The 18624-nt window shown below is 61.2% G+C and carries 14 protein-coding genes and 1 tRNA gene; 4 read left to right on the top strand and 11 right to left on the bottom strand.

The features are described 5' to 3' along the window. The 10 genes from DVJ77_RS04490 to DVJ77_RS04445 all read right to left on the bottom strand — a co-directional run bounded on the left by DVJ77_RS04490 (position 1) and on the right by DVJ77_RS04445 (position 14231). Positions 1-969 carry a glycosyltransferase gene (locus DVJ77_RS04490; RefSeq protein ID WP_114844294.1) on the bottom strand — a complete coding sequence of 323 codons (969 nt, stop codon included), beginning with the start codon at positions 967-969 and terminating at the stop codon, positions 1-3. Further along, complete coding sequence (locus DVJ77_RS04485; protein ID WP_162791364.1) at positions 966-2255, bottom strand: condensation domain-containing protein; 1290 nt, start codon at positions 2253-2255, stop codon at positions 966-968. Before DVJ77_RS04485 ends, DVJ77_RS04490 begins: the two co-directional genes overlap by 4 nt. A gap of 106 nt (positions 2256-2361) precedes the next feature. Further along, on the bottom strand, positions 2362-4635 hold the full coding sequence (locus tag DVJ77_RS04480) for a penicillin acylase family protein (RefSeq protein WP_114844292.1): 2274 nt from the start codon (positions 4633-4635) through the stop codon (positions 2362-2364). Then, on the bottom strand, positions 4632-5954 hold the full coding sequence (locus DVJ77_RS04475; RefSeq protein ID WP_114844291.1) for a glycosyltransferase: 1323 nt from the start codon (positions 5952-5954) through the stop codon (positions 4632-4634). Before DVJ77_RS04475 ends, DVJ77_RS04480 begins: the two co-directional genes overlap by 4 nt. Then, positions 5951-9919: a non-ribosomal peptide synthetase gene (locus DVJ77_RS04470; RefSeq protein WP_114844290.1), complete on the bottom strand. Its 3969-nt coding sequence runs from the start codon at positions 9917-9919 to the stop codon at positions 5951-5953. The genes DVJ77_RS04475 and DVJ77_RS04470 overlap by 4 nt, the downstream gene beginning before the upstream one ends. A gap of 597 nt (positions 9920-10516) precedes the next feature. After that, entirely contained in the window at positions 10517-11797 is a 1281-nt protein-coding gene (locus DVJ77_RS04465) for a sensor histidine kinase (protein ID WP_114844289.1), read from the bottom strand. Continuing rightward, complete coding sequence (locus tag DVJ77_RS04460) at positions 11787-12467, bottom strand: response regulator transcription factor (RefSeq protein WP_114844288.1); 681 nt, start codon at positions 12465-12467, stop codon at positions 11787-11789. Before DVJ77_RS04460 ends, DVJ77_RS04465 begins: the two co-directional genes overlap by 11 nt. Positions 12468-12782: 315 nt before the next feature. After that, positions 12783-13667 carry a 30S ribosomal protein S6--L-glutamate ligase gene (gene rimK, locus DVJ77_RS04455; protein ID WP_114844287.1) on the bottom strand — a complete coding sequence of 295 codons (885 nt, stop codon included), beginning with the start codon at positions 13665-13667 and terminating at the stop codon, positions 12783-12785. After that, on the bottom strand, positions 13664-14116 hold the full coding sequence (locus DVJ77_RS04450; RefSeq protein WP_114844286.1) for an ATP-dependent zinc protease family protein: 453 nt from the start codon (positions 14114-14116) through the stop codon (positions 13664-13666). Before DVJ77_RS04450 ends, rimK begins: the two co-directional genes overlap by 4 nt. 41 nt (positions 14117-14157) lie before the next feature. Then, a tRNA-Gly gene (locus tag DVJ77_RS04445) sits at positions 14158-14231 on the bottom strand. Positions 14232-14288: 57 nt separating this feature from the next. Between DVJ77_RS04445 and thiS the strand changes: the two genes are divergently transcribed. From thiS to DVJ77_RS04425, 4 genes are all read left to right on the top strand, one after another. Next, entirely contained in the window at positions 14289-14558 is a 270-nt protein-coding gene (gene thiS, locus DVJ77_RS04440; RefSeq protein WP_380037026.1) for a sulfur carrier protein ThiS, read from the top strand. Positions 14559-14626: 68 nt separating this feature from the next. After that, the gene (locus tag DVJ77_RS04435) at positions 14627-15427 is read left to right on the top strand and encodes a thiazole synthase (RefSeq protein WP_114844285.1); all 801 of its coding nucleotides are present in this window, start codon (positions 14627-14629) and stop codon (positions 15425-15427) included. Next, the gene (gene trmB / locus DVJ77_RS04430; protein WP_380037021.1) at positions 15427-16146 is read left to right on the top strand and encodes a tRNA (guanosine(46)-N7)-methyltransferase TrmB; all 720 of its coding nucleotides are present in this window, start codon (positions 15427-15429) and stop codon (positions 16144-16146) included. The genes DVJ77_RS04435 and trmB overlap by 1 nt, the downstream gene beginning before the upstream one ends. Positions 16147-16314: 168 nt before the next feature. Next, entirely contained in the window at positions 16315-18132 is a 1818-nt protein-coding gene (locus tag DVJ77_RS04425) for an SLC13 family permease (RefSeq protein ID WP_114844284.1), read from the top strand. A gap of 84 nt (positions 18133-18216) precedes the next feature. Here DVJ77_RS04425 and DVJ77_RS04420 read toward each other — a convergent pair whose 3' ends face one another. Continuing rightward, a complete protein-coding gene (locus DVJ77_RS04420) occupies positions 18217-18561 on the bottom strand; it encodes a Rieske (2Fe-2S) protein (protein ID WP_114844283.1) in 345 nt (114 codons plus the stop codon). Positions 18562-18624: the final 63 nt, after the last annotated feature.

Here is an 18624-nt window from a genome sequence, read left to right as displayed (position 1 = left end):
CTATTTGGCAGTTACCGACGAATTGGCGCCAACGGCGATTTTTTCTCGCGTGGATTTTTTGCAGAATGAGGCAATCGTCGGATGCCTGCTTTCAAAGGTACCCAGCTTGCCGAGTCGGCCGTCCAGATAGCCGCAGGCAATCGCCACGATCTTGCGCAGCTTCTGCGGCTCAAACAGCAATACGCACAGCCCCTGATGGAACGCCAGCACACCGCTCCACCAATGCAGCGACCAGTGCGACCGGTATAGCCGGAAGGCATGGACGATATTGCGCGCGCCGTAATAGCGCCGCCACGCGGCGTGGTTAGTAGTAAACAGCTTGCCATGCCGCTCGATGTGGCCGGTGGTCTGGCGCATGGTCACCGCCGCATTCATATAAACCGGAATGCCCTGACTCGATGCACGCAGACCATATTCGACGTCGACAGCCTCGATGAAATAGTCCTCTCTGAAGGCACCGAGCGTGCGACAGGCCGCGGCAGATATCGCCGAGCCCGAGGAAATAACGAACAACGTCGGAAACAGACCCTCGGTTTCTTTGTCGATGCGAAAGGGCTTGGGCATTCTTCGCCCCGGTGGCACGACAGGCATGCAACGCTGCAGGTTGATCTCGTAAATCTTCGGCCCCACGATGAAAGCATCCGTGCCCAGCTCGGCACATGCCTGCATCATCTTGCTGAAAAAGGATTCGTCGATATCCGAATCCTGATCGAGCAAAAAGATGATCTCGCAACCCTGGGTGAGCAGAGCCTCGGCGCCTTTATTGTAGGCACCGGCGAGCCCGCCCTGGTTGTGATTGAAGATCACGCGGGTACCGTCTTGCCGCAACGCCTCGTGCAGATGCAGATCCGGCACCGGTGAATTATCCACGGCGATAACGTGCGGGCACATCGCACGGGCCTTGCCGAGATTGCGCAAAAACTCCGCCGTGGGATGGTAGAGGACAAAGATCACGCCAAAGGTTTTCATATCGCCTCCGCACGCATCGGCTCTGGCTCGCTGGCGGGTGCCGGCTCATCGAGTATTTCCGACGCAATGCATGCGAGCAGCATCGCCATGGCCTTCTCCTTGATGATTAACGCTTGCTCGTAAGGCAGCGAAAGCTGGTCCGAAATAAACGAGAAATTCATTCGATCCGCAAAGCTGGACATGGCGATCAGATGGGCTGGCGTCGGCGCCAACATCGCCGAAAGGCAATGAACCGCCTCCAGTTGGAAGCTGCGGTAATCCTGGGCCAGCTCTAGACGGCCCAGGTAGCTCAGCCGCACATCGCGTCCACCATGCCCGGATCGCGAAGAGGCAATGATCTTGTCGAACCATCCATGCAGATGCTCCATACCGAAGAAAGTCTCATAGACTTTGCGGCCCATGCCGGCAACCTTCGCGGCCAGATCCTGTTTGAAGGCACGCGCCAGGCCCCAGAAATCGGTACCGGATGATTTCTTGAAGCAGGCTTTGTCCAACGACAAGGTGACGGTCGGCGCGATGGCGAACAGCGAGTCGGCGCGCAACTTCGGCAGAAATTTTCGTGCATCTACGGGCGCGACGAATTTGTCGACGCCGCGCGGCCCAAGCACGGCGTGAAACGCCAACATAAAGGCCACGCTGGCCGCTGCGAAAAAACTGACGCCTTCGGTTTTACAGCGCTCGATCAGACGCTGCGCGATGGCTGCATCGACGACCCAATGTAGCTGATAGACCTCACCATAGATGCGTGCCGGGCCACTACGGCGGGTCAGAATAAACAGCTTGAATAAAGCGGCTTTCAAGCGTGCGCGCCATTGCAGGCCCCGGTTGCGTATGGCCTCGGCTGGAAAGAGATCGTCGAATGCGTGAAGCGACTCCTCGGTACCCATCTCTTTCTCGGGCTGATCGCATAGCTGCAGAATCTCGTTCAACAGCGTAACCATAGAACGGCCATCGCAAATGCAGTGATGGCATACCAAGAGCAATTCGCTTACGTCGTCGCCACGCAGCCAGGTCAGCCTGACCATGGGATGCCGGCCGGCATCGAACAACTGATTGACCTCGGCCTTGGAGTACTCCTGCCAATCGTTGTCGCTCTTGCGCTCGATGATGTTCAACGGAATCGGCGGCGCATGCTCTTGCAGCACAAACCAGGGGCGGCCGGCTTCTTCGGCAACCAGACAACGCAAGATGGGATGCTTGGCCTGCACGCGCCCCAATGCGTGCCGCAACGATGCTTCGGCGATAGGCCCGCGGATTTTTACCGGTATGACGCTGCTGACAGGCATGAGCCCATCCAGATATAACCCCCGTTCGAACAGCGTCATGGGCCGCTTCATGCCTTGCACTCCCGTCGTTGTTGCTGCCTTTGACAGAGCATCTTCAAGCCCTTGCTCAGTGACCCGGCGAGGGCTCTGGCGAAGATGCCGGCGTCAGCACGGTCACGTGTGCAAAAGCGCTCTGCACACTCTTCAGGCGCAGGGGCACGCGAATGTATTCACCGCGCTGCCACAGCTTTATCTGGTCGAGATAGTTGGCGCTGCCGGCCCAGCCGTCCTGGCCACCCAGCAGTACGAAATCATTGGCATCCAGATCGGATAGATCGGAGATATGCCGCGCGCACGAACCAAAGCTCGCCTCGTGGCGCCCGGTATGCAGCAGGTGGCCGGTCTTGTGTACCGTGTTGTTGCCCCCGCCACTGGCAAAAGCTGGCGCATTGAAGAAACGTGCGAAACCAGGCAGATAACCCAGCGGATGTTTGAGCCGGATGCGATGCGCATCGCCCCAGCGCACGTGCTTTTTCAACTGTTTGACTGCCAGCGGCAAAGCCTGCTCGATCGCCTTGCGCAGCGTTTCTTCAGGCAGGGCGGCGAAATCTTCAAGTAACAGGCTTTGCGTCATCCATACCGTTTGGTAGGCGCGCAATAGACGCTTGTCGTTCAAGCGACCGGCGACACCGGCCAGCAATAATTCAAAGGCCAGCGCGCCGATCGAATCCTCGCTGTAATCGCCATTCCAATAATTAAGCGCATCCTGCAATCGCTGTTGCCCGGCGTGGCGCGGTGAGCGCGGCCAGGCAGCCAGCAAGGCGTCGCGAAGGCGCAGGCTTCCCGGCCCAATCACGTCGCGCTGCACCAGACGCAGGTCATCCATATCCAATGGCTGGGGTCCACTAAGTAACGCTGCCAGACGTTCGCCACGGGCCGGCGGCGCAAAGAAATACCCCACCGGAAAATCGCCGCAGCGTGGACGCTCGTTGGCTGAGGCGACAAAACCTTCCGGCGGATCGAGACGAACCGGCATGCCCATCGTGTCGGCGACCTGATGCCAGTGCTTGGCAGCCGACGGCTGCAGTACCAGATCGTCTGGCGCTTCGTGCGTGCGCTTAGGCAAATGGGCCGCCAGCACGTGCGCGACACGACCGTCGTTACCGGCGAAAACCACATTGATGCCGGACACCCCATAGCCGCGCAATGCCTGCTGAAAGGATCCCCAGTCACGCGCACGCGCAACGCCCAGCATGGCGCCGATTTCGTGGCTGGGCTGATGTCCCATCCAGCGCAATGCCAACGGTTGTTTTGATGACAGCAAGGGACCGTCGGAAACGATCGGACCGAACTCGCTCTCGCGCAGTCGCAAGCGTCGACTGCGCGCACCACGCGCACGCACGGTCACGGTACGTGTGCGGATCGCCTCGACAGACTGCGCGCTGACGTCGTACAAATCGCTGGCTTGCGCATGCAAGCTAGTGGCGCCCCAGGCAATCCATCGATTGCGGCCAAGCAGCATGAAGGGCAACGCGGGCATCATCACCCCCACGCAGTGAAAGCCTGGCGAGTGCATGCCGACGATCAACCAGGGGTTAGGCAGACCCAGCGGCAGATGGGGATCGCTGGCAATCATCGCCGCGCCGCTGCGCGTGCGGCGCGCTGCTACCGCTGCGCTATTGCTGCCGCTGCGCAACATCGCTGCCAAGGCCCGCTCGCCCAGATTGCGCTCCTGCGCCGCCAGCGATGAGGGCATGCCGCCAGTGAGCAGGCGCGACCACAAGGCGCTCCATACCGCCGGCGCCAGACGCTCGCGCTGCGGCAACAGGCGCATCCAGACCAACCAGCTAATGTCCGCTGCGGCCAACCGGCCCACGGTGAGCAAGTCGCTCAACGTCCAGGGTTCCACGTTGAAACCCAATAGCTTGAACTCGGCCGGCTTCTCGCCACCGTCCAGCAGCACATGATTGATGCCGGCAACAAAACCCTCGGCCAGTTGCCGGTCTTCTTGGCCCATGCTGTCGAGCATCGCCGGCACCGCACGGCCGAAATCGAACAAACGCAGCGAGCGATCCACCTCGACGCCTAGCGGACCGATCATCTCGGCCACGCGGCCATATGCGATACGCCGCATCACTTCGATCTGACCCAAGCGCAGATGCGCGTGCACGACACCTAATGCCACCATCAGATCAACGTCATGGGCCGCCTCGATAAAAGGCACTTGACGATCATTCCAACGAATAGTCACCGCCGCTGTGGTGGGCGCGTTCTTGAGCGGCAACATAGCCAGGCGTTGCTGCAGATCGAGCGCCACCGGCTTGCGCGCAAACGCGGCTTTGCCGAGCAAGGCCACCGCCACGCCGATACCGCCAAGCACGTTGGACCAGCCCAGTTTCATGCAGCGCTCCGTGCTGACGCCATCGATGCAGGTTGCGGCGCGAGTACTGGCAGCAGCTTCCACGCCTGCAACTGGCGCACGGCGACGTCCACGCCGTCCTCGGCACGTACTAATTGCCCCAGGCGCTGCGCGGCCTGCTGCATCGCCGGCTGTTGCGCGGCCAGCAGCGCCTCGACCAACGGCTCGGGACGCGACTCCAGGCGATCCAATGCCGGTGGAGCAACACCCTCGCGCTGCAGGCAGCGCGCCCAGAACGGCTGATCGCCGAAGAACGGCACGATCACCGATGGAATCCCCGCACGGACGGCGGCAGCGGTGGTGCCGGCGCCACCGTGGTGTACAGCGCACGACATACGCGGCAGCAACCAATCGTGCGGGGCATGGCGGATAAAAAATATCTGCCCGTCCTGGGTACCGTCCATGCCGTCCAACCCGCCCCAGCCGGTAGCCAGCACAGCACGCTGGCCGCTCTTGCGCACGGCGTCGAGCACCGTCGCGGTGAACGCCTTGGTGTTGCTGGCCAACATGCTGCCGAAACCGATATAAATCGGTTTCGGGCCGGCATCGAGAAAGGCGCTCAGAGCCTCCGGCGGTTGCCACTGCGGCTGATCGAGAAACCAATAGCCGGCCACTTGCACGGTATCGGGCCAATCGGCCGGTGGCGGCATCACGTGGCGGCTGAAACCGTAGAGGACACGGGTACTCAACAGGCTTTTACTGAAATAAGGGCCGTACCAGGGATATTTGCGCAGACCCAGGCGCGGACGCACGATGCCGTTGATGCATGGTTTCATCACCGACCACACCAGCAACCGCAGCAATTGATAGGCCCCCATATTCAAGGCCGGCGACAGCTTGCGCTTGGATCCCACGAACACCGTCGGCGGCAAAATTTTCGATGGCGTCAGCGGCTGCAACTGAACCCTGATAAACGGCAAGTTACGCGCCTCCGCCAGCGATTCGGCCAGCAACGTGACATTGCCTACCCCGGCCAGCAGGTCGGCCCCTTCGCAGGCCGCCAACCCCTCGGTGACCCAATGCGGCGCCCACGCGGTGAAGCTCTCGCGAAACGAGCGGGCAATGGCCCGCATATCCAGCCCTTCGTCGACCAGGCCGCGATCATTCTCCAGCAGGGTTTGAAAATTGCTGGTGAGTGGAAAGAAATCCAGCCCGGCGGCACGAATCATCTCGACGAAGTTATCGCTGGTGACGATGCGTACCGAATAACCCGCCTTCTTCAGGCCGATACCGAGGGCCACGCAAGGGCGGATATCGCCCTGCGTACCGATGGTGAAGATCGCGATCGTCGGGCCACTCATGCGGTCGCGCTCCGAGCAAGAGTGGCCGAGGCCACGTGTCGGTTATCCAGACGCTGTTGCAGTACACGCGCAATCTGCCCCGCCGGCAGCGGATCGAGCATCGCCTGGTGATGGCAATCGATGTCGTGCACTTCGAGGCGGCCGTTGACCCATGGCTGCCAGGCACGCGGCTGGTAATGCAGTACCCCGGCGAGATCGGACTGCCCTTTTTGCGTGGCATGGAAGAACAGCACGTCGGCATCGATCCGCACCGGCTGGTAGCGACGCGCCAGCGTAAGGTGATGCCGACTCAACGCGGCAACCCGCTGCACCAATTGCGGATCGTGTTTGAGTAGCTCTTGTATCAGCGGCAGTTCGAACACGTTGTACTCGCGGCACAGCAGCTCGATCAGCGCATCCATATGCGGCGGCGGATTCTCCCGCGCTTGTCGGTGGAAACCGAGAAAATGCAGTACCGACTGCACCTCGGCCGCCTCGTCCATGTGGGTCTCGCCCATGACAAACGGAAAGGCATCCAGCATCGCCAGGCACTCCACCCGCTCGCCCTGCTGCTGCAGCAATGCCGCCATGGCGTGCCCAATCAGCCCGCCCAACGACCAGCCGAGCAAGCGATAAGGGCCATGCGGCTGTATCCGGCGGATTTGCGCCACATAGTCGGCGGCGATATGTTCGATGCTGTCTGGCAGCACCGGATCGCGCAGCGCGCGCGACTGCAAGCCATACACCGGCTGGCGGTCATCGAGATGACGCAACAGACCGCTATACGCCCAACTCAAACCGGCCACCGGATGAATGCAGAACAGCGGCCGGTCACCTGCGGCCGCACGCAAAGGCAGGATCGCGCCGAGCAAGTCGCCTTCATGCTCGGAATGCTGCAGATAGCGCGCCAGTCCGGCAATCGTCGATGCCTCGAACAAACTGGCGAGCGGCAACTCCATTGCGAAATGCGCCGGGAACCGCGTAATCATTTCGGCCGCACTCAGCGAATCGCCGCCCAGGGCGAAGAAATTGTCGTGGATGCCGACACGCTCCAAACCCAGCGTCTCGCACCATAGCGCCGCCAGCTTCTGTTCCAACGGTGTACGCGGCGCCTCGTAGGCGGCATGACGAACGCGCTGCGGCGCCGGCAGCGCCGCCCGATTGAGTTTGCCGCTGGCGCTCAGCGGCAGGCTTTCCAGCGCCAGCAGGTGCGGTGGAATCATATGCTCGGGCAAATGCAACGCCAGCTCGCCGCGTAGCTGGTCCGAATCGATCACCGCACCTGTCGCCGGCACTACATAGGCGACCAGCATCGGCTCCCCTTCGTCGCCGCTATGCGCCACAACGGCGGCGGCCGCCACGGTACGAAGCTGCAATAGCTCGTGCTCGATCTCGCCCAACTCGATCCGATGACCGCGAATTTTCACTTGCTGGTCGCGGCGGCCGACGAATTCCAGGCAGCCGTCATCGCGCCAGCGCACGCTATCGCCGGTGCGATACATGCGACTGCCATCCGCAGCGAAGGGATCATCGACAAAGCGCTCGGCCGTCAGTTGCGAGCGATGCAGATAACCTTTAGCAACCCCGGCACCGGCGATATACAGCTCGCCCACCGCACCGGTAATCACCGGCTGCTGCCGTTCGTCCAAAACGTAGACACGGGTATTGCGAATCGGCCGGCCGATGGACGGCGGATCCAGCGCATCTGCGCTCAGCCGCATGGCCGTGGACCACACGGTGGTCTCGGTCGGACCATACAACTGCGTGACCCGAGCCGCGCGCTGCAATAAGCGGGCGGCCAGTTCACTACCCAGGGCCTCGCCACCGACCAAGGCATGCACGCCATCCAGACGCAATTCGGCGCTGGTCAACAATACTCGCCATAGCGACGGCGTAGCCTGTACTACATTGACTCCGGCGCGCTGAATCAGGCGGGCCAGCGCCGGTGGTTGCCGCACCGTCTCGCCATCGGCGATCACCACTTCGGCACCTACCGTCAAGGGCAAAAAGAGTTCCAGGCCGGCGATATCGAAGGTCACCGTCGTCAATGCCAGGAAACGATCCTCGGCACGGGGAGCAAGCTCATGCTGCATCGCTTGCAAGAAGCTGCCGAGATTACGGTGCGTCACCTCGACGCCTTTCGGACGTCCGGTAGAGCCCGAGGTGTAGAGCACATAAGCCACGCCCTCCGGGGTGGAGTGATCGGGTTCGGCGGCTACTGTCGCAGGCAACTCGTGCTTGTCTTCGGGGTGCACCACCATCAAACCGCCGCGGGCAAAACGCTCGCGCAGCTCGGGTGTGGTCACCAGAACGACCGGCTTGGCATCGTCGAGCATGCTGCCCAAGCGCCCGACGGGCCCTTCTGCATCCAGCGGCAAATAGGCAGCGCCGCTACGCATGATCGCCAGCAACACGATCAAGAGCTGCTCGCTGCGTGGCAGTGCGACCGCTACGATGTCGCCCGGCTCCACGCCGTCGCCGATCAACAAGCGCGCTTGTTGCACGCTGCGCGCATGCAATTGGCGATAGCTCAGTTGACGACCATTGCACTGCACCGCCGGCGCATCGGGTGTGCGCATCGCTTGTGCTGCCAGCCAAGCCGGCAAGCTGCGTGAATCGAGCGGCGCGGCGGTGTCGTTGCAAGCCACCAACAGGCGTTGGCGTTCGTTGTCACCGAGCAGGTCGATCTGGCTCAACGGCTGGGTCGGATCGGCCAGCACTTGCTCGATCAAGTGGACCAGGCGACGCCGGTGCTCGTCGAGTTCGGCCATGCTGTACAGCGCGGGATTGCCATCGAAGTCGAAACGCAGATCGGCTGCCGTGCCGCGGTCATAAACGAATACGGTGAGGTCCTGGATCGAACCGTTGGAGATGTTGTGCGGAATGGCGCTGGCGCCGGCGAAATCCAGCGTGTAGTCGAACGGTTCGATGTTCACGCCAAGCCAGGCAATCTGCTGGGTCTGACCGATAAGGCCCAACTCACGGCGTAGATCTTCAAAACGATACTGTTGATGACGAAGCGCCTGGCGTATTACTCGCGCAACCTGGGCGAACAGTTCGACGGCGCTCAACGATGGAGTAAAGCTCAGGCACAGCGTCACTACGTTGGCGAGCATGCCAGGAGCGGCGCGCAGCGCAGCGTTGACACGCCCGGACACCGGCATGCCGATGACCAGATCTTTGGCCCCGGTAACACGGTGGTAGTACGCGGTGATAAGCGCGATCAGTACTTGCGGCAGACTCGCCGCATGTTGCTTGCCCAATTCACGCAGACGCTCGACCGTCGCACTGGGCAGATGTCCGATACTGCGTTGCAGGCCGCCCATGCCTTGCCGGCGACTACCACGCGCCAGGGTCACCGCTTCGGGCAATGCCGCTAGCTGCTCGCTCCAGAAACGGCGGTCGCGTTGAAATCGTTCGGAATCACGGTAGGCCGCTTCCGCTTCGACCAGATCGGACAGCGCACCGAACTCGCAAGGAGCCGGCTCGCGCCCTTGCACATAGGCGGTATACAGCTCGGCCAGGCGCTGCGCGACCATCGCGACACTGTGACCATCGTAGACCGCATGGTGCGCGCGCTGATACCAGAAATAGCGATCATCGGCGGCCTTGAACAGGGCGCTCACCCAAAGCGGATCGTTAGCCATATCCACCGGCCCACTCAGCTCGGCCAGCATCCATGCCTCGGCGGCAGCGCGTGGATCGACTTCGTGACTAACGTCGATAAAAGGAAATTCGCCGTTGTATTCGGGTCGCACGATCTGCCGTGGCCGGCCGTCTTGCTCGACGATGCGCACTCGCAAGGTCTCTGCTTCACAGGACACCTGGCGCAGCGCGCGCAGAAACAATTCAGGCTGCACGGGACCGCAGATTTCCACCGCTTCGGCGATGTTCATCGTCGCGTCGGCGGCACCGATCTTCTGGCTGACCCACAGGCCACGCTGGGCGGTGGTCAGCGGTAGCGAAACACTGCGCTCGTCGTTCATCGCACTCCTTCCTTACGAGTACGTCAGGCGTCGCTGCGGTCCGACGTTACAGCCGTCCCGCCGCGACGGCGGACTTCTCGTCGCTCGTGGCCAATGATGTTGTCGTTCGCATGGGCACTTGCCGATGCGGCGCTGCGTTTTATTGCGGCAATACAAAGCCGTCACGGTCCATGATGACCATGCCTTAAAAAGCTTTCCTTGCCTTGTTTTTTAACGCGAATGACGGCGCGGCCTAACCGCTGTCAATCATCGCTATTAACACCATCGATTATTGAATACGTATATTCTGAATAACCGAGATGAAAGTTCCGTGATGCTTATGACAAGCCCAGCCAAACATAGAAGCCTGTCGAACAGTGCGTCTGGACTTGAGTATCGGCAGCCATTTATGGCTTGTCTACATGACATTATGTGTTTCGCATCACACTTTGTGCGTCGCAGCAAAACACTGCCAGGCGCAGCCGTCGCCGGTTATCGCCTAGCAGATTGATAATGAATTATTTGTCAATGCGATAAATCGTTGATGTCGTATTGACTTAATAATGAAATTAAATCGACAAAGTCGACTTAATTATCATTCGGAACGGTAGGCATCCATCAACCGAATTTGATGCTCGCAATCGCCCCATTCGCATCACTGCGCGGACGCATCGATACATGCCAGCCGTATAGCTCGCATAGCCTGCGCACGATCGCCAGACCGAGGCCAGCGCCGCTGCCGCCTGCGCCTTCGCCACGCACACCGCGTTGGAACAAGCGCTCGGCATCCTCGGGCTTGATGCCGGGGCCGGTATCGATGACCTCGATACTGCCCTGTCCGATCACCACGGTGACCATGCCCGCCAAGGTGTATTTGATCGCGTTACCGATCAGGTTGGTCAATGCCACCGACAGCACTGAAGCCGGCGCATTCACGCTTATGCCTTCATGCACCACCAGCTCGACTTCCAGCGGTTTGTCACGCATCTGCGGGCGCTGGCTTTCGATCACGTCGGCCGCCACTTTGCTCACGTCTGTCGTTTCGCCGCGCGTAGGGCCGCGTCGCTCGGCTCGCGACAACAGCAGCAAGGCCTCGATCATTTCATTGGCTTGGCGCGAGGCGCGCTCGATGCGCTTGAGGCGTTCGCGCAATTTGTCGGTGAGATCGGGCGAGCCTTGCAGCAACTCAGTCGTGCTGGAAATCACCGCCAATGGCGTGCGTAGTTCGTGGCTGACGTCGGAGTTGAACTCGCGGTCACGCTCGACCATCGCGGTAAGCCGGCCGGAGTACTCGTCCAGCGCCAACGCCAACTCGCCTACTTCGTCATCGGCGAAATGCGGCGCCAACGGCTCGGCCTTGCCGCTCTTGCGAAAGTCGCGCAAACGACGGGCGAGATCGCTCACCGGCTTCAACACTTTGCGCGAAAGCCACAAACCCAGCGCCAGCGAAAGCAGGCCGAACAAAAAGACCGCACCGATCACACTGATAAGCAACTGCCGCTTACCCAATTCTTCGCGGGAGGCGTCATAGCGAACAAAGCTGATGATGCCGTTCTCGCGATAGACGGCCAGCTTGTAGTGTCGAATCTGCGCAGTATCGGGATCGGGCTCGTTGATGTTGTGCACGCCCGTCGGCAGGTTTTGCCAGGACAGGGGCGCCTTGTAAATGGTGCGGTCACTCAGTACCGAACCGGTGAGCAGGCGCGATCCGCTGGGTTTTCCGGCGTACGCCTGCTGATTCGCCCACTTGGCATCGTCAAGCAAGCTGGAGTTGACCAACTGATCTTCGACCCGTGAGCGAATATTCAACGCCGCAAACGCGAACAACGCGCTGAGGCCGAAGCCGAACAGCGCGAATGAGACGACGAGGCGAAACCGCAGCTTACGCCTAGACTGCATCCTGCTCGACCATGCGATAACCAATGCCATGCCGCGTATGGATCAACGGCTTGTCGAACGGTTTGTCGATCGACGCACGCAGGCCATGGATATGCACGCGCAGCGAATCGCTGTCGGGCAGACCCTCGCCCCACACGCGCTGCTCCAACTGTTGCCGGGTGACCACCGATGGGCTTGCCTCCATCAAGGCTTGCAGCAGCTTCAAGCCGATCGGGTTGAGCTGGATGGATTTGCCCGCGCGGGTCACCGTAAGGGTGTCGAGGTTGTAGGTAAGGTCGTCCACTTTAAGCACGCGGCTTTGCGGGCCCTTGCCACGACGCGCCAACACTTCCAGTCGCGCCACCAACTCTTGCAGCGCAAAGGGTTTGGTCATGTAGTCGTCGGCGCCGGAATCGAAACCGGTGAGCTTGTGCTCCAAGGAGTCGCGTGCGGTCAGCATCAGCACCGGGGTCTGCTTGTGTGCCTCGTGGCGCAGCTTGCGCGCCACATCCAGGCCGTCCATGCCCGGCAGGGTCAAATCGAGCACGATCACGTCGAAATCGTGGACTACCGCCAGATGCAGGCCGGTTACGCCGTCTCCGGCAAAATCGACCACGTGGCCACGATCTTCGAGATAGTCGCCGATGTTGGTCGCGATATCGCTATTGTCTTCGATTACCAGTACGCGCATGCGTCACTCCGCTACGCAGCCGACGCACAGGCCGGCCGGGCTGCAAGCTTAACAATTAACAAGTTGGATGGGGTGGGAAGGTGACAGATCGCTGGCGCGAAACTGAACAAAGCCTCGTCCCATCCTCATGGCAGAAAGAAAAAGGCCCAGGTACGTCGACAATGGCCGACGCGCCTGGGCTCAAGCTACTGCCCCGATACCGTCATCTGACGTCACTGACCTTTCGGTTGAAGTGTCGAACAGCTAACAGCGATCCCTTTATAGGGCGGCATGAGTTACGGCGCAGTTAACCCTTGCTCATTGGGCCGTTAACTCTCACTTTTTCGGCTTCGCGTGCTTCTCTAGATGCTGAATGATCTGCGCCGACACATTCACCCCGGTGGCCGCCTCGATACCTTCCAGGCCCGGTGAAGCATTCACTTCGAGCAGCAGCGGACCACGCTTGGAGCGAAGCAAATCCACGCCGGCGATGCCCAGGCCCAGTGCGGCGGCGGCACGCACGGCAATGCGCTTTTCCTCCGCACTCAAAATGGCGGCACTGGCGCTGCCGCCACGGTGCAGGTTGGCGCGAAACTCACCGGGGCTGGCATCGCGCTGCATCGCCGCGACGACTTTTTTGCCGACCACGAAGCAACGCAGGTCGCTGCCGTTGGCCTCGCCGATAAACTCTTGCACCAGGAAATTGGCGTACAGACCGCGAAACGCCTCGACCACGCTCTGCGAAGCACTGCGCTTCTCTGCCAATACCACGCCGGTGCCCTGGCTACCCTCGTTGAGCTTGATGACATGCGGCGGATCGCCCAGCATGGCCAGCACGTCGTTGGTGTCGTCGGGGTTGTCGCCGAATACCGTTACCGGCATGTCCAGGCCCTGCGCGGCCAAAATCTGCAGGCAGCGCAGTTTGTCGCGGGCACGCAGCACGGCATCCGATGGATTGGGGGTATACACACCCATCATTTCCAATTGACGCAGCACGGCGGTGCCATAGAAGGTGCTGGAGGTGCCGATGCGCGGAATCACCGCATCGATGTCGCGCAAAGCCTTGCCTTTGTAACGAATGGCGACGTCGCCGGGGGCAATTCGCACATAACAGCGCAACGGATCGAGTACACGCACGACGTGGCCGCGCTCGCGCGCCGCCTCGACCAGTCGCGCGGTCGAATACAGGCGGGCATTGCGGGACAAAATAGCAATCTTCATGGGGTGTCCGTAACCACGGCCAATGACCGCGGCTGGGTGTAAGAAAGCGCTGGATCGACCGCAAACCGCCCAAGCAGCGCGGTACGCCCCAGCAACATGGGAAACAGCATATGGCGACGATCGGTCAGATTGATGTCGGCATGAAAGGTGCGCCCGGCCAACGTGACCTCGCTGCGGATAAACCAGCGTTCGGTGCGGCGCCCGCCGGTATCGGTGACCACCCGACGATCCAGCGCCGGCGCTTCACAGTGCACCTGGGTGTGCTGGCGGCGGTCGGTGTCGACGGTGAAGCGCAGCCAGGTCACGCCATCGCGCTCAAAGCTCTCCAGCGTGTCCACGTGCAGCGAGCTGCTGCGGGCGCCGGTATCGAGCTTGACCTTGAGTGTGGCAATGCCAAGCTGCGGCAACGCCAGCCGCTCCCGCCAACCGAGAGTGATTAGTTCTGCCATATCGGTGCAGGGTCTAGGTAAGCTCGTGGAGCAAGGGGGGATGGAGCGGGTGAAGGGAATCGAACCCTCGTCAGTAGCTTGGGAAGCTACAGCTCTACCATTGAGCTACACCCGCGTCGTCGGCGGATGGTAACCGGGAGCGGCAAGCATTGGAACTGCCATGGATACGGTCATGGCGCTGGTATCTGGTGCGCTCGCCGTCAATGCCTGCTCGCCAGGCCGCTATCGCTACAATAGCCCGATGCACATCACGCTCAACGGCAGTCCGCGAGACTGCGCCACCGCTATCACCATTGCCCAATTACTGCAGGAAGCCGGTTATGGCGACCGCCGCGTGGCGGTGGAACTGAATCACGAGATCGTCCCGCGCAGCCTGCATGTCAGTCAGATACTGCATGAAGGCGATCAGGTCGAGATCGTTCACGCTATCGGCGGCGGTTAGTCCGCGCCCCTTCGCCATGCCGCGCCGGCATTACCGCAATCTTTAGAGCCTGTCCAAGACCCCCTCCGATGAATATCCAACTTCACGATTCCGCCGACCCGCTCATCATCGCCGGCACCAGCTACGGCTCGCGCCTGCTCACCGGCACCGGTAAGTACAAGGATTTCGACGAAACCCGCCGCGCCACCCAGGCTGCCGGCGCGCAAATCGTCACGCTGGCGATTCGCCGCGTAAATATCGGCCAGGACAGCAGCCAGCCCAACTTGCTCGACGCACTGCCGCCGGAAGAATTCACCCTGCTGCCGAACACTGCGGGCTGCTACAACGCGGTCGATGCCGTGCGCACCTGCAAACTGGCGCGTGAGCTGCTGGATGGTCACAAACTGGTCAAGCTGGAAGTGCTGGCCGATCAGCGCACCTTGTTCCCGGACGTGGTGGAGACGCTCAAGGCGGCTGAAATCCTGGTCGCCGATGGTTTCGACGTAATGGTCTATACCAGCGACGACCCGATTCTGGCCAAACGCCTGGAGAACATCGGCTGCGCGGCGGTGATGCCGCTGGCTTCGCCCATCGGCTCCGGCCTGGGCATCCAGAACCGCTACAACCTGCTGGAAATCATCGAGAACGCCAATGTGCCGATCATCATCGACGCCGGCGTAGGCACGGCCTCTGACGCGGCCATCGCGATGGAGCTGGGTTGCGATGGCGTGTTGATGAATTCGGCCATTGCCGGCGCCAAAAACCCCGTCTTGATGGCGCATGCGATGAAATTGGCGATTCAGGCCGGGCGTGCCGCCTTTCACGCCGGGCGCATTCCGCGCAAACGCTTCGCTTCGGCCTCCAGCCCGATCGACGGCACGATTGGTTGATGACCATGACCGATACCCCCGACCACAGCAGCGGCAACGTCCCGGAATATATGCGCCGCATCCGCAGCTTCGTACTGCGCGAAGGCCGCATGACGCCAGCGCAGCAACGCGCATTCGATGAGCACTGGTCGCGTTACGGCATCGACTACAGCGGTGCCGCGCAGGATTATTCCAGCCGTTTCGGCCGCTCCGCTCCGCTGGTGCTGGAAATCGGCTTTGGCAACGGCGAGGCACTGGCTTGGGCCAGCGAGCACGACCGGGCGCGGGATTTCATCGGCATCGAAGTGCACGGCCCCGGTGTCGGCCGACTGATGAATGCGCTGGCTGCCCGCGATGCGAGCAATGTGCGGCTATACAAGCACGATGCCGTTGAGGTGCTTGAAAACGAGATCGCCCCCAGCACGCTGGCTGAGGCGCGCATCTGGTTTCCCGACCCATGGCATAAGAAACGCCATAACAAGCGCCGCATCATCCAGCCCGACTTCGTCGCCATGCTTGCCTCGCGCATGGCGCCAGATGGCCTGCTGCATCTGGCGACTGATTGGCAACCCTATGCCGAACACATGCTGGAAGTGATGGAAGCCGCACCGGACTGGCGCAATCAACTTGGCCCAGGCGAGTATGCGGAGAAGCCGGAGTGGCGCATCGAAACCCATTTCGAGCGGCGTGGCTTGAAGCTCGGCCATGGCGTATGGGATTTGTTGTACCGAAAGATCTAGGGATGCTGGCGCGCGGTTCACCAGCAACCGTGCCGCCACGCTTATACTCGCGCATCAAACAGGGATGAGTCGCCGCAGCGTGAGAGCCTGTCTACTGCACAATCGCATCTACCTCTGCCCGTCGTCGCAGCAGGACGATCGCTAGTGGGACTCTCGCTCAGCCCCGAAATGATCCTGGTGCTCTGCCTGGTCGGCTTCACCATGCTGATGCTGGTGCTGGAATGGATCCGCGCCGACATGGTGGCCTTGCTGGTGGTGGTGGTCATCGGCCTCACCGGGCTGATCCCTTCCGAACGCGTATTCAACGGCTTTGCCGGTAATGCCGTCATCGCGATCATCGCGATCATGATTATGGGCGCCGGGCTCGACCGCGCCGGCGTACTCTCGCTTACCGCCAGCTTCGTGATGCGCATGGCGCGCGGGGTGGAATCGCGTCTTGGCCTGGTCATCAACCTGGTCACCAGCTTGTTCAGTGCGGTGATTCCAAGCCAGGCGCTGGCGGCGTTGATGATCCCGGTGACCAGCCGCCTGGCGGCGCGTACCGGCGTGCCGATCTCGCGCCTGCTTTTGCCGATGGCGTTCTGCATTCTTACCGCGACCAACACTACCCTGATCGCGAACTCGCCGCTGATCGTGCTGAACGATTTGATCGCCAGCGCCAACGCCAATCTACCGGCGGGTGCCCACACGATTCCGAAATTCGGCTTGTTCAGCGTCACTCCGGTGGGCCTGGTGCTGGCGCTGACTGGCGTGCTGTTCTTTTATCTGTTCACCCGAAAACTGCTGCCGGAACGCGAAGACCAACGCCTTAAAGTGACGCCCGGCCGTACCGAGAGCTACTTCGCCGAGACCTACGGCATCGTCGGTGAAACCGCCGAACTCACCGTCACCGCCGAAAGCCCCTTGGTCGGCATGAGCATCGGCGAGGTCGAACAGCTATATGGCGCGCCGCTGATCCTGGCGATCAAAAGCGGCACCGAAGCACGCATGGCGCCGCCGGTCGACCTGGTGATCTGGGTCGGCTCGGTGCTTGGCGTACTCGGGCCACGCGATCAGCTCAATCAGTTCGCCAATAACCAACTCTGCCGGCTATCGCCGCGCATGCGCCAGTTGGGCGAGTTGTTCAACCCAAGCCGCGCAGGTATTTCCGAGGCGGTGATTCCGCCCAGCTCGCGCTTTATCAAGCAGACCGTCGGCGATCTGCGCTTGCGCAAGCGCTATGGCGTATCGGTACTGGCGGTGAATCGCGGCGATCAGGTCTTTCGCGACGATGTGCGCTCGGTCAGCCTGCGCGCCGGCGATAGCCTGGTGCTGCACTCAAGTTGGCGCGATCTGGTGCTGGCATCGGAAGACAAAGACCTGGTCGTGGTGACCGACATTCCCAAGGAAGAACAACGTCCAGGCAAGATCTGGCAGGCGGTGGGCTTCTTTGTACTTGCCAAATGCCTGGCTTTGTTCACTCACCTCGATCTGTCCGTGGCGATGATGACCGGCGCCATCGGCATGCTGCTCACCGGCGTGCTGAACATGGACGAGGCTTACAAAGCGATCAACTGGAAAACCATCTTTGTTACCGCCTGCCTGATTCCATTGGGCTGGTCGATGGATGCCACCGGCACGGCCGCCTGGGTCGCGCAAGAAGTGCTGCAACACCTGGGCAGCGCCTCGCCATGGGTGCTGCAGTTGTCATTGGCCGTGCTGACCTTGCTGTTTTCGCAAGTGATGTCGAACGTCGGCGCAACGGTGATGATGGTGCCGATCGCCATCAGCGTCGCGGTGGCTACCGGTGGCAATCCATCGGCTTATGCGTTGATTGTCGCGGTGTCCTCGTCCAACACCTTTTTGCTCAGCTCGGGTCATCCCGCGCTGATGATGATCGCCGGCCCCGGCGGCTACCGCGGCAAGGATTTTCTGCGTGTGGGCTTGCCGCTGACCGCGCTGGTGCTGGTAATCACTTTGGTCGTGATTAATTTGATGTTTCGGTGAGGGCTGGGGCGAAAAAGCTTAACTCCCTCCCCTGCCTGCAGGGGAGGGTTGGGGAGGGGGCCGCCTTGCGATAACGCCAAACCCCTAAACCAACTTAACGTCACCGCCATCCACCCGCACCGGCACATGGTGCAAATGCTCGCCACGACATGGCCCGGCAATACAGCGACCATCGTCGCTGCGAAAACTGGCGCCATGAGCGGCGCAAACCAGGATGTCGTTCTTCAATAGAAATTTACCCGGCGCCCAATCCAGCCGACGGCCAGCGTGCGGGCAGATATTGAGATAGGCATGTACCGCCTCGCCCCGGCGCAGCAAGATCAAGCTCTCTTCACCATCGGCCAGCATGGCATCGACGGCAATCGCCTCGCCATCGGGAATATCCTCAAGCTGGCAAAGAACGGCTTGAGCGGGTGTCACTGTATCCATCGGCACTTGTCTCTCGGGCCATCAGGCCCCATCGTTGCACGCGTAAGTCGTTGATTTTACCAC

The sequence above is a fragment of the Dyella tabacisoli genome (genome assembly GCF_003350925.1).
GTDB classification, from domain to species: Bacteria; Pseudomonadota; Gammaproteobacteria; order Xanthomonadales; family Rhodanobacteraceae; genus Dyella_C; species Dyella_C tabacisoli.
This window is presented reverse-complemented; position numbering and strand designations above follow the sequence as displayed.

Coding starts and splice junctions, on each gene's coding strand:
- DVJ77_RS04490 (WP_114844294.1), bottom strand. CDS start 969: ATGAAAACCTTTGGCGTGATCTTTGTCCTCTACCATCCCACGGCGGAG.
- DVJ77_RS04485 (WP_162791364.1), bottom strand. CDS start 2,255: ATGCCTGTCAGCAGCGTCATACCGGTAAAAATCCGCGGGCCTATCGCC.
- DVJ77_RS04480 (WP_114844292.1), bottom strand. CDS start 4,635: ATGAAACTGGGCTGGTCCAACGTGCTTGGCGGTATCGGCGTGGCGGTG.
- DVJ77_RS04475 (WP_114844291.1), bottom strand. CDS start 5,954: ATGAGTGGCCCGACGATCGCGATCTTCACCATCGGTACGCAGGGCGAT.
- DVJ77_RS04470 (WP_114844290.1), bottom strand. CDS start 9,919: ATGAACGACGAGCGCAGTGTTTCGCTACCGCTGACCACCGCCCAGCGT.
- DVJ77_RS04465 (WP_114844289.1), bottom strand. CDS start 11,797: ATGCAGTCTAGGCGTAAGCTGCGGTTTCGCCTCGTCGTCTCATTCGCG.
- DVJ77_RS04460 (WP_114844288.1), bottom strand. CDS start 12,467: ATGCGCGTACTGGTAATCGAAGACAATAGCGATATCGCGACCAACATC.
- rimK (WP_114844287.1), bottom strand. CDS start 13,667: ATGAAGATTGCTATTTTGTCCCGCAATGCCCGCCTGTATTCGACCGCG.
- DVJ77_RS04450 (WP_114844286.1), bottom strand. CDS start 14,116: ATGGCAGAACTAATCACTCTCGGTTGGCGGGAGCGGCTGGCGTTGCCG.
- thiS (WP_380037026.1), top strand. CDS start 14,289: ATGGCGCTGGTATCTGGTGCGCTCGCCGTCAATGCCTGCTCGCCAGGC.
- DVJ77_RS04435 (WP_114844285.1), top strand. CDS start 14,627: ATGAATATCCAACTTCACGATTCCGCCGACCCGCTCATCATCGCCGGC.
- trmB (WP_380037021.1), top strand. CDS start 15,427: ATGACCATGACCGATACCCCCGACCACAGCAGCGGCAACGTCCCGGAA.
- DVJ77_RS04425 (WP_114844284.1), top strand. CDS start 16,315: ATGATCCTGGTGCTCTGCCTGGTCGGCTTCACCATGCTGATGCTGGTG.
- DVJ77_RS04420 (WP_114844283.1), bottom strand. CDS start 18,561: ATGGATACAGTGACACCCGCTCAAGCCGTTCTTTGCCAGCTTGAGGAT.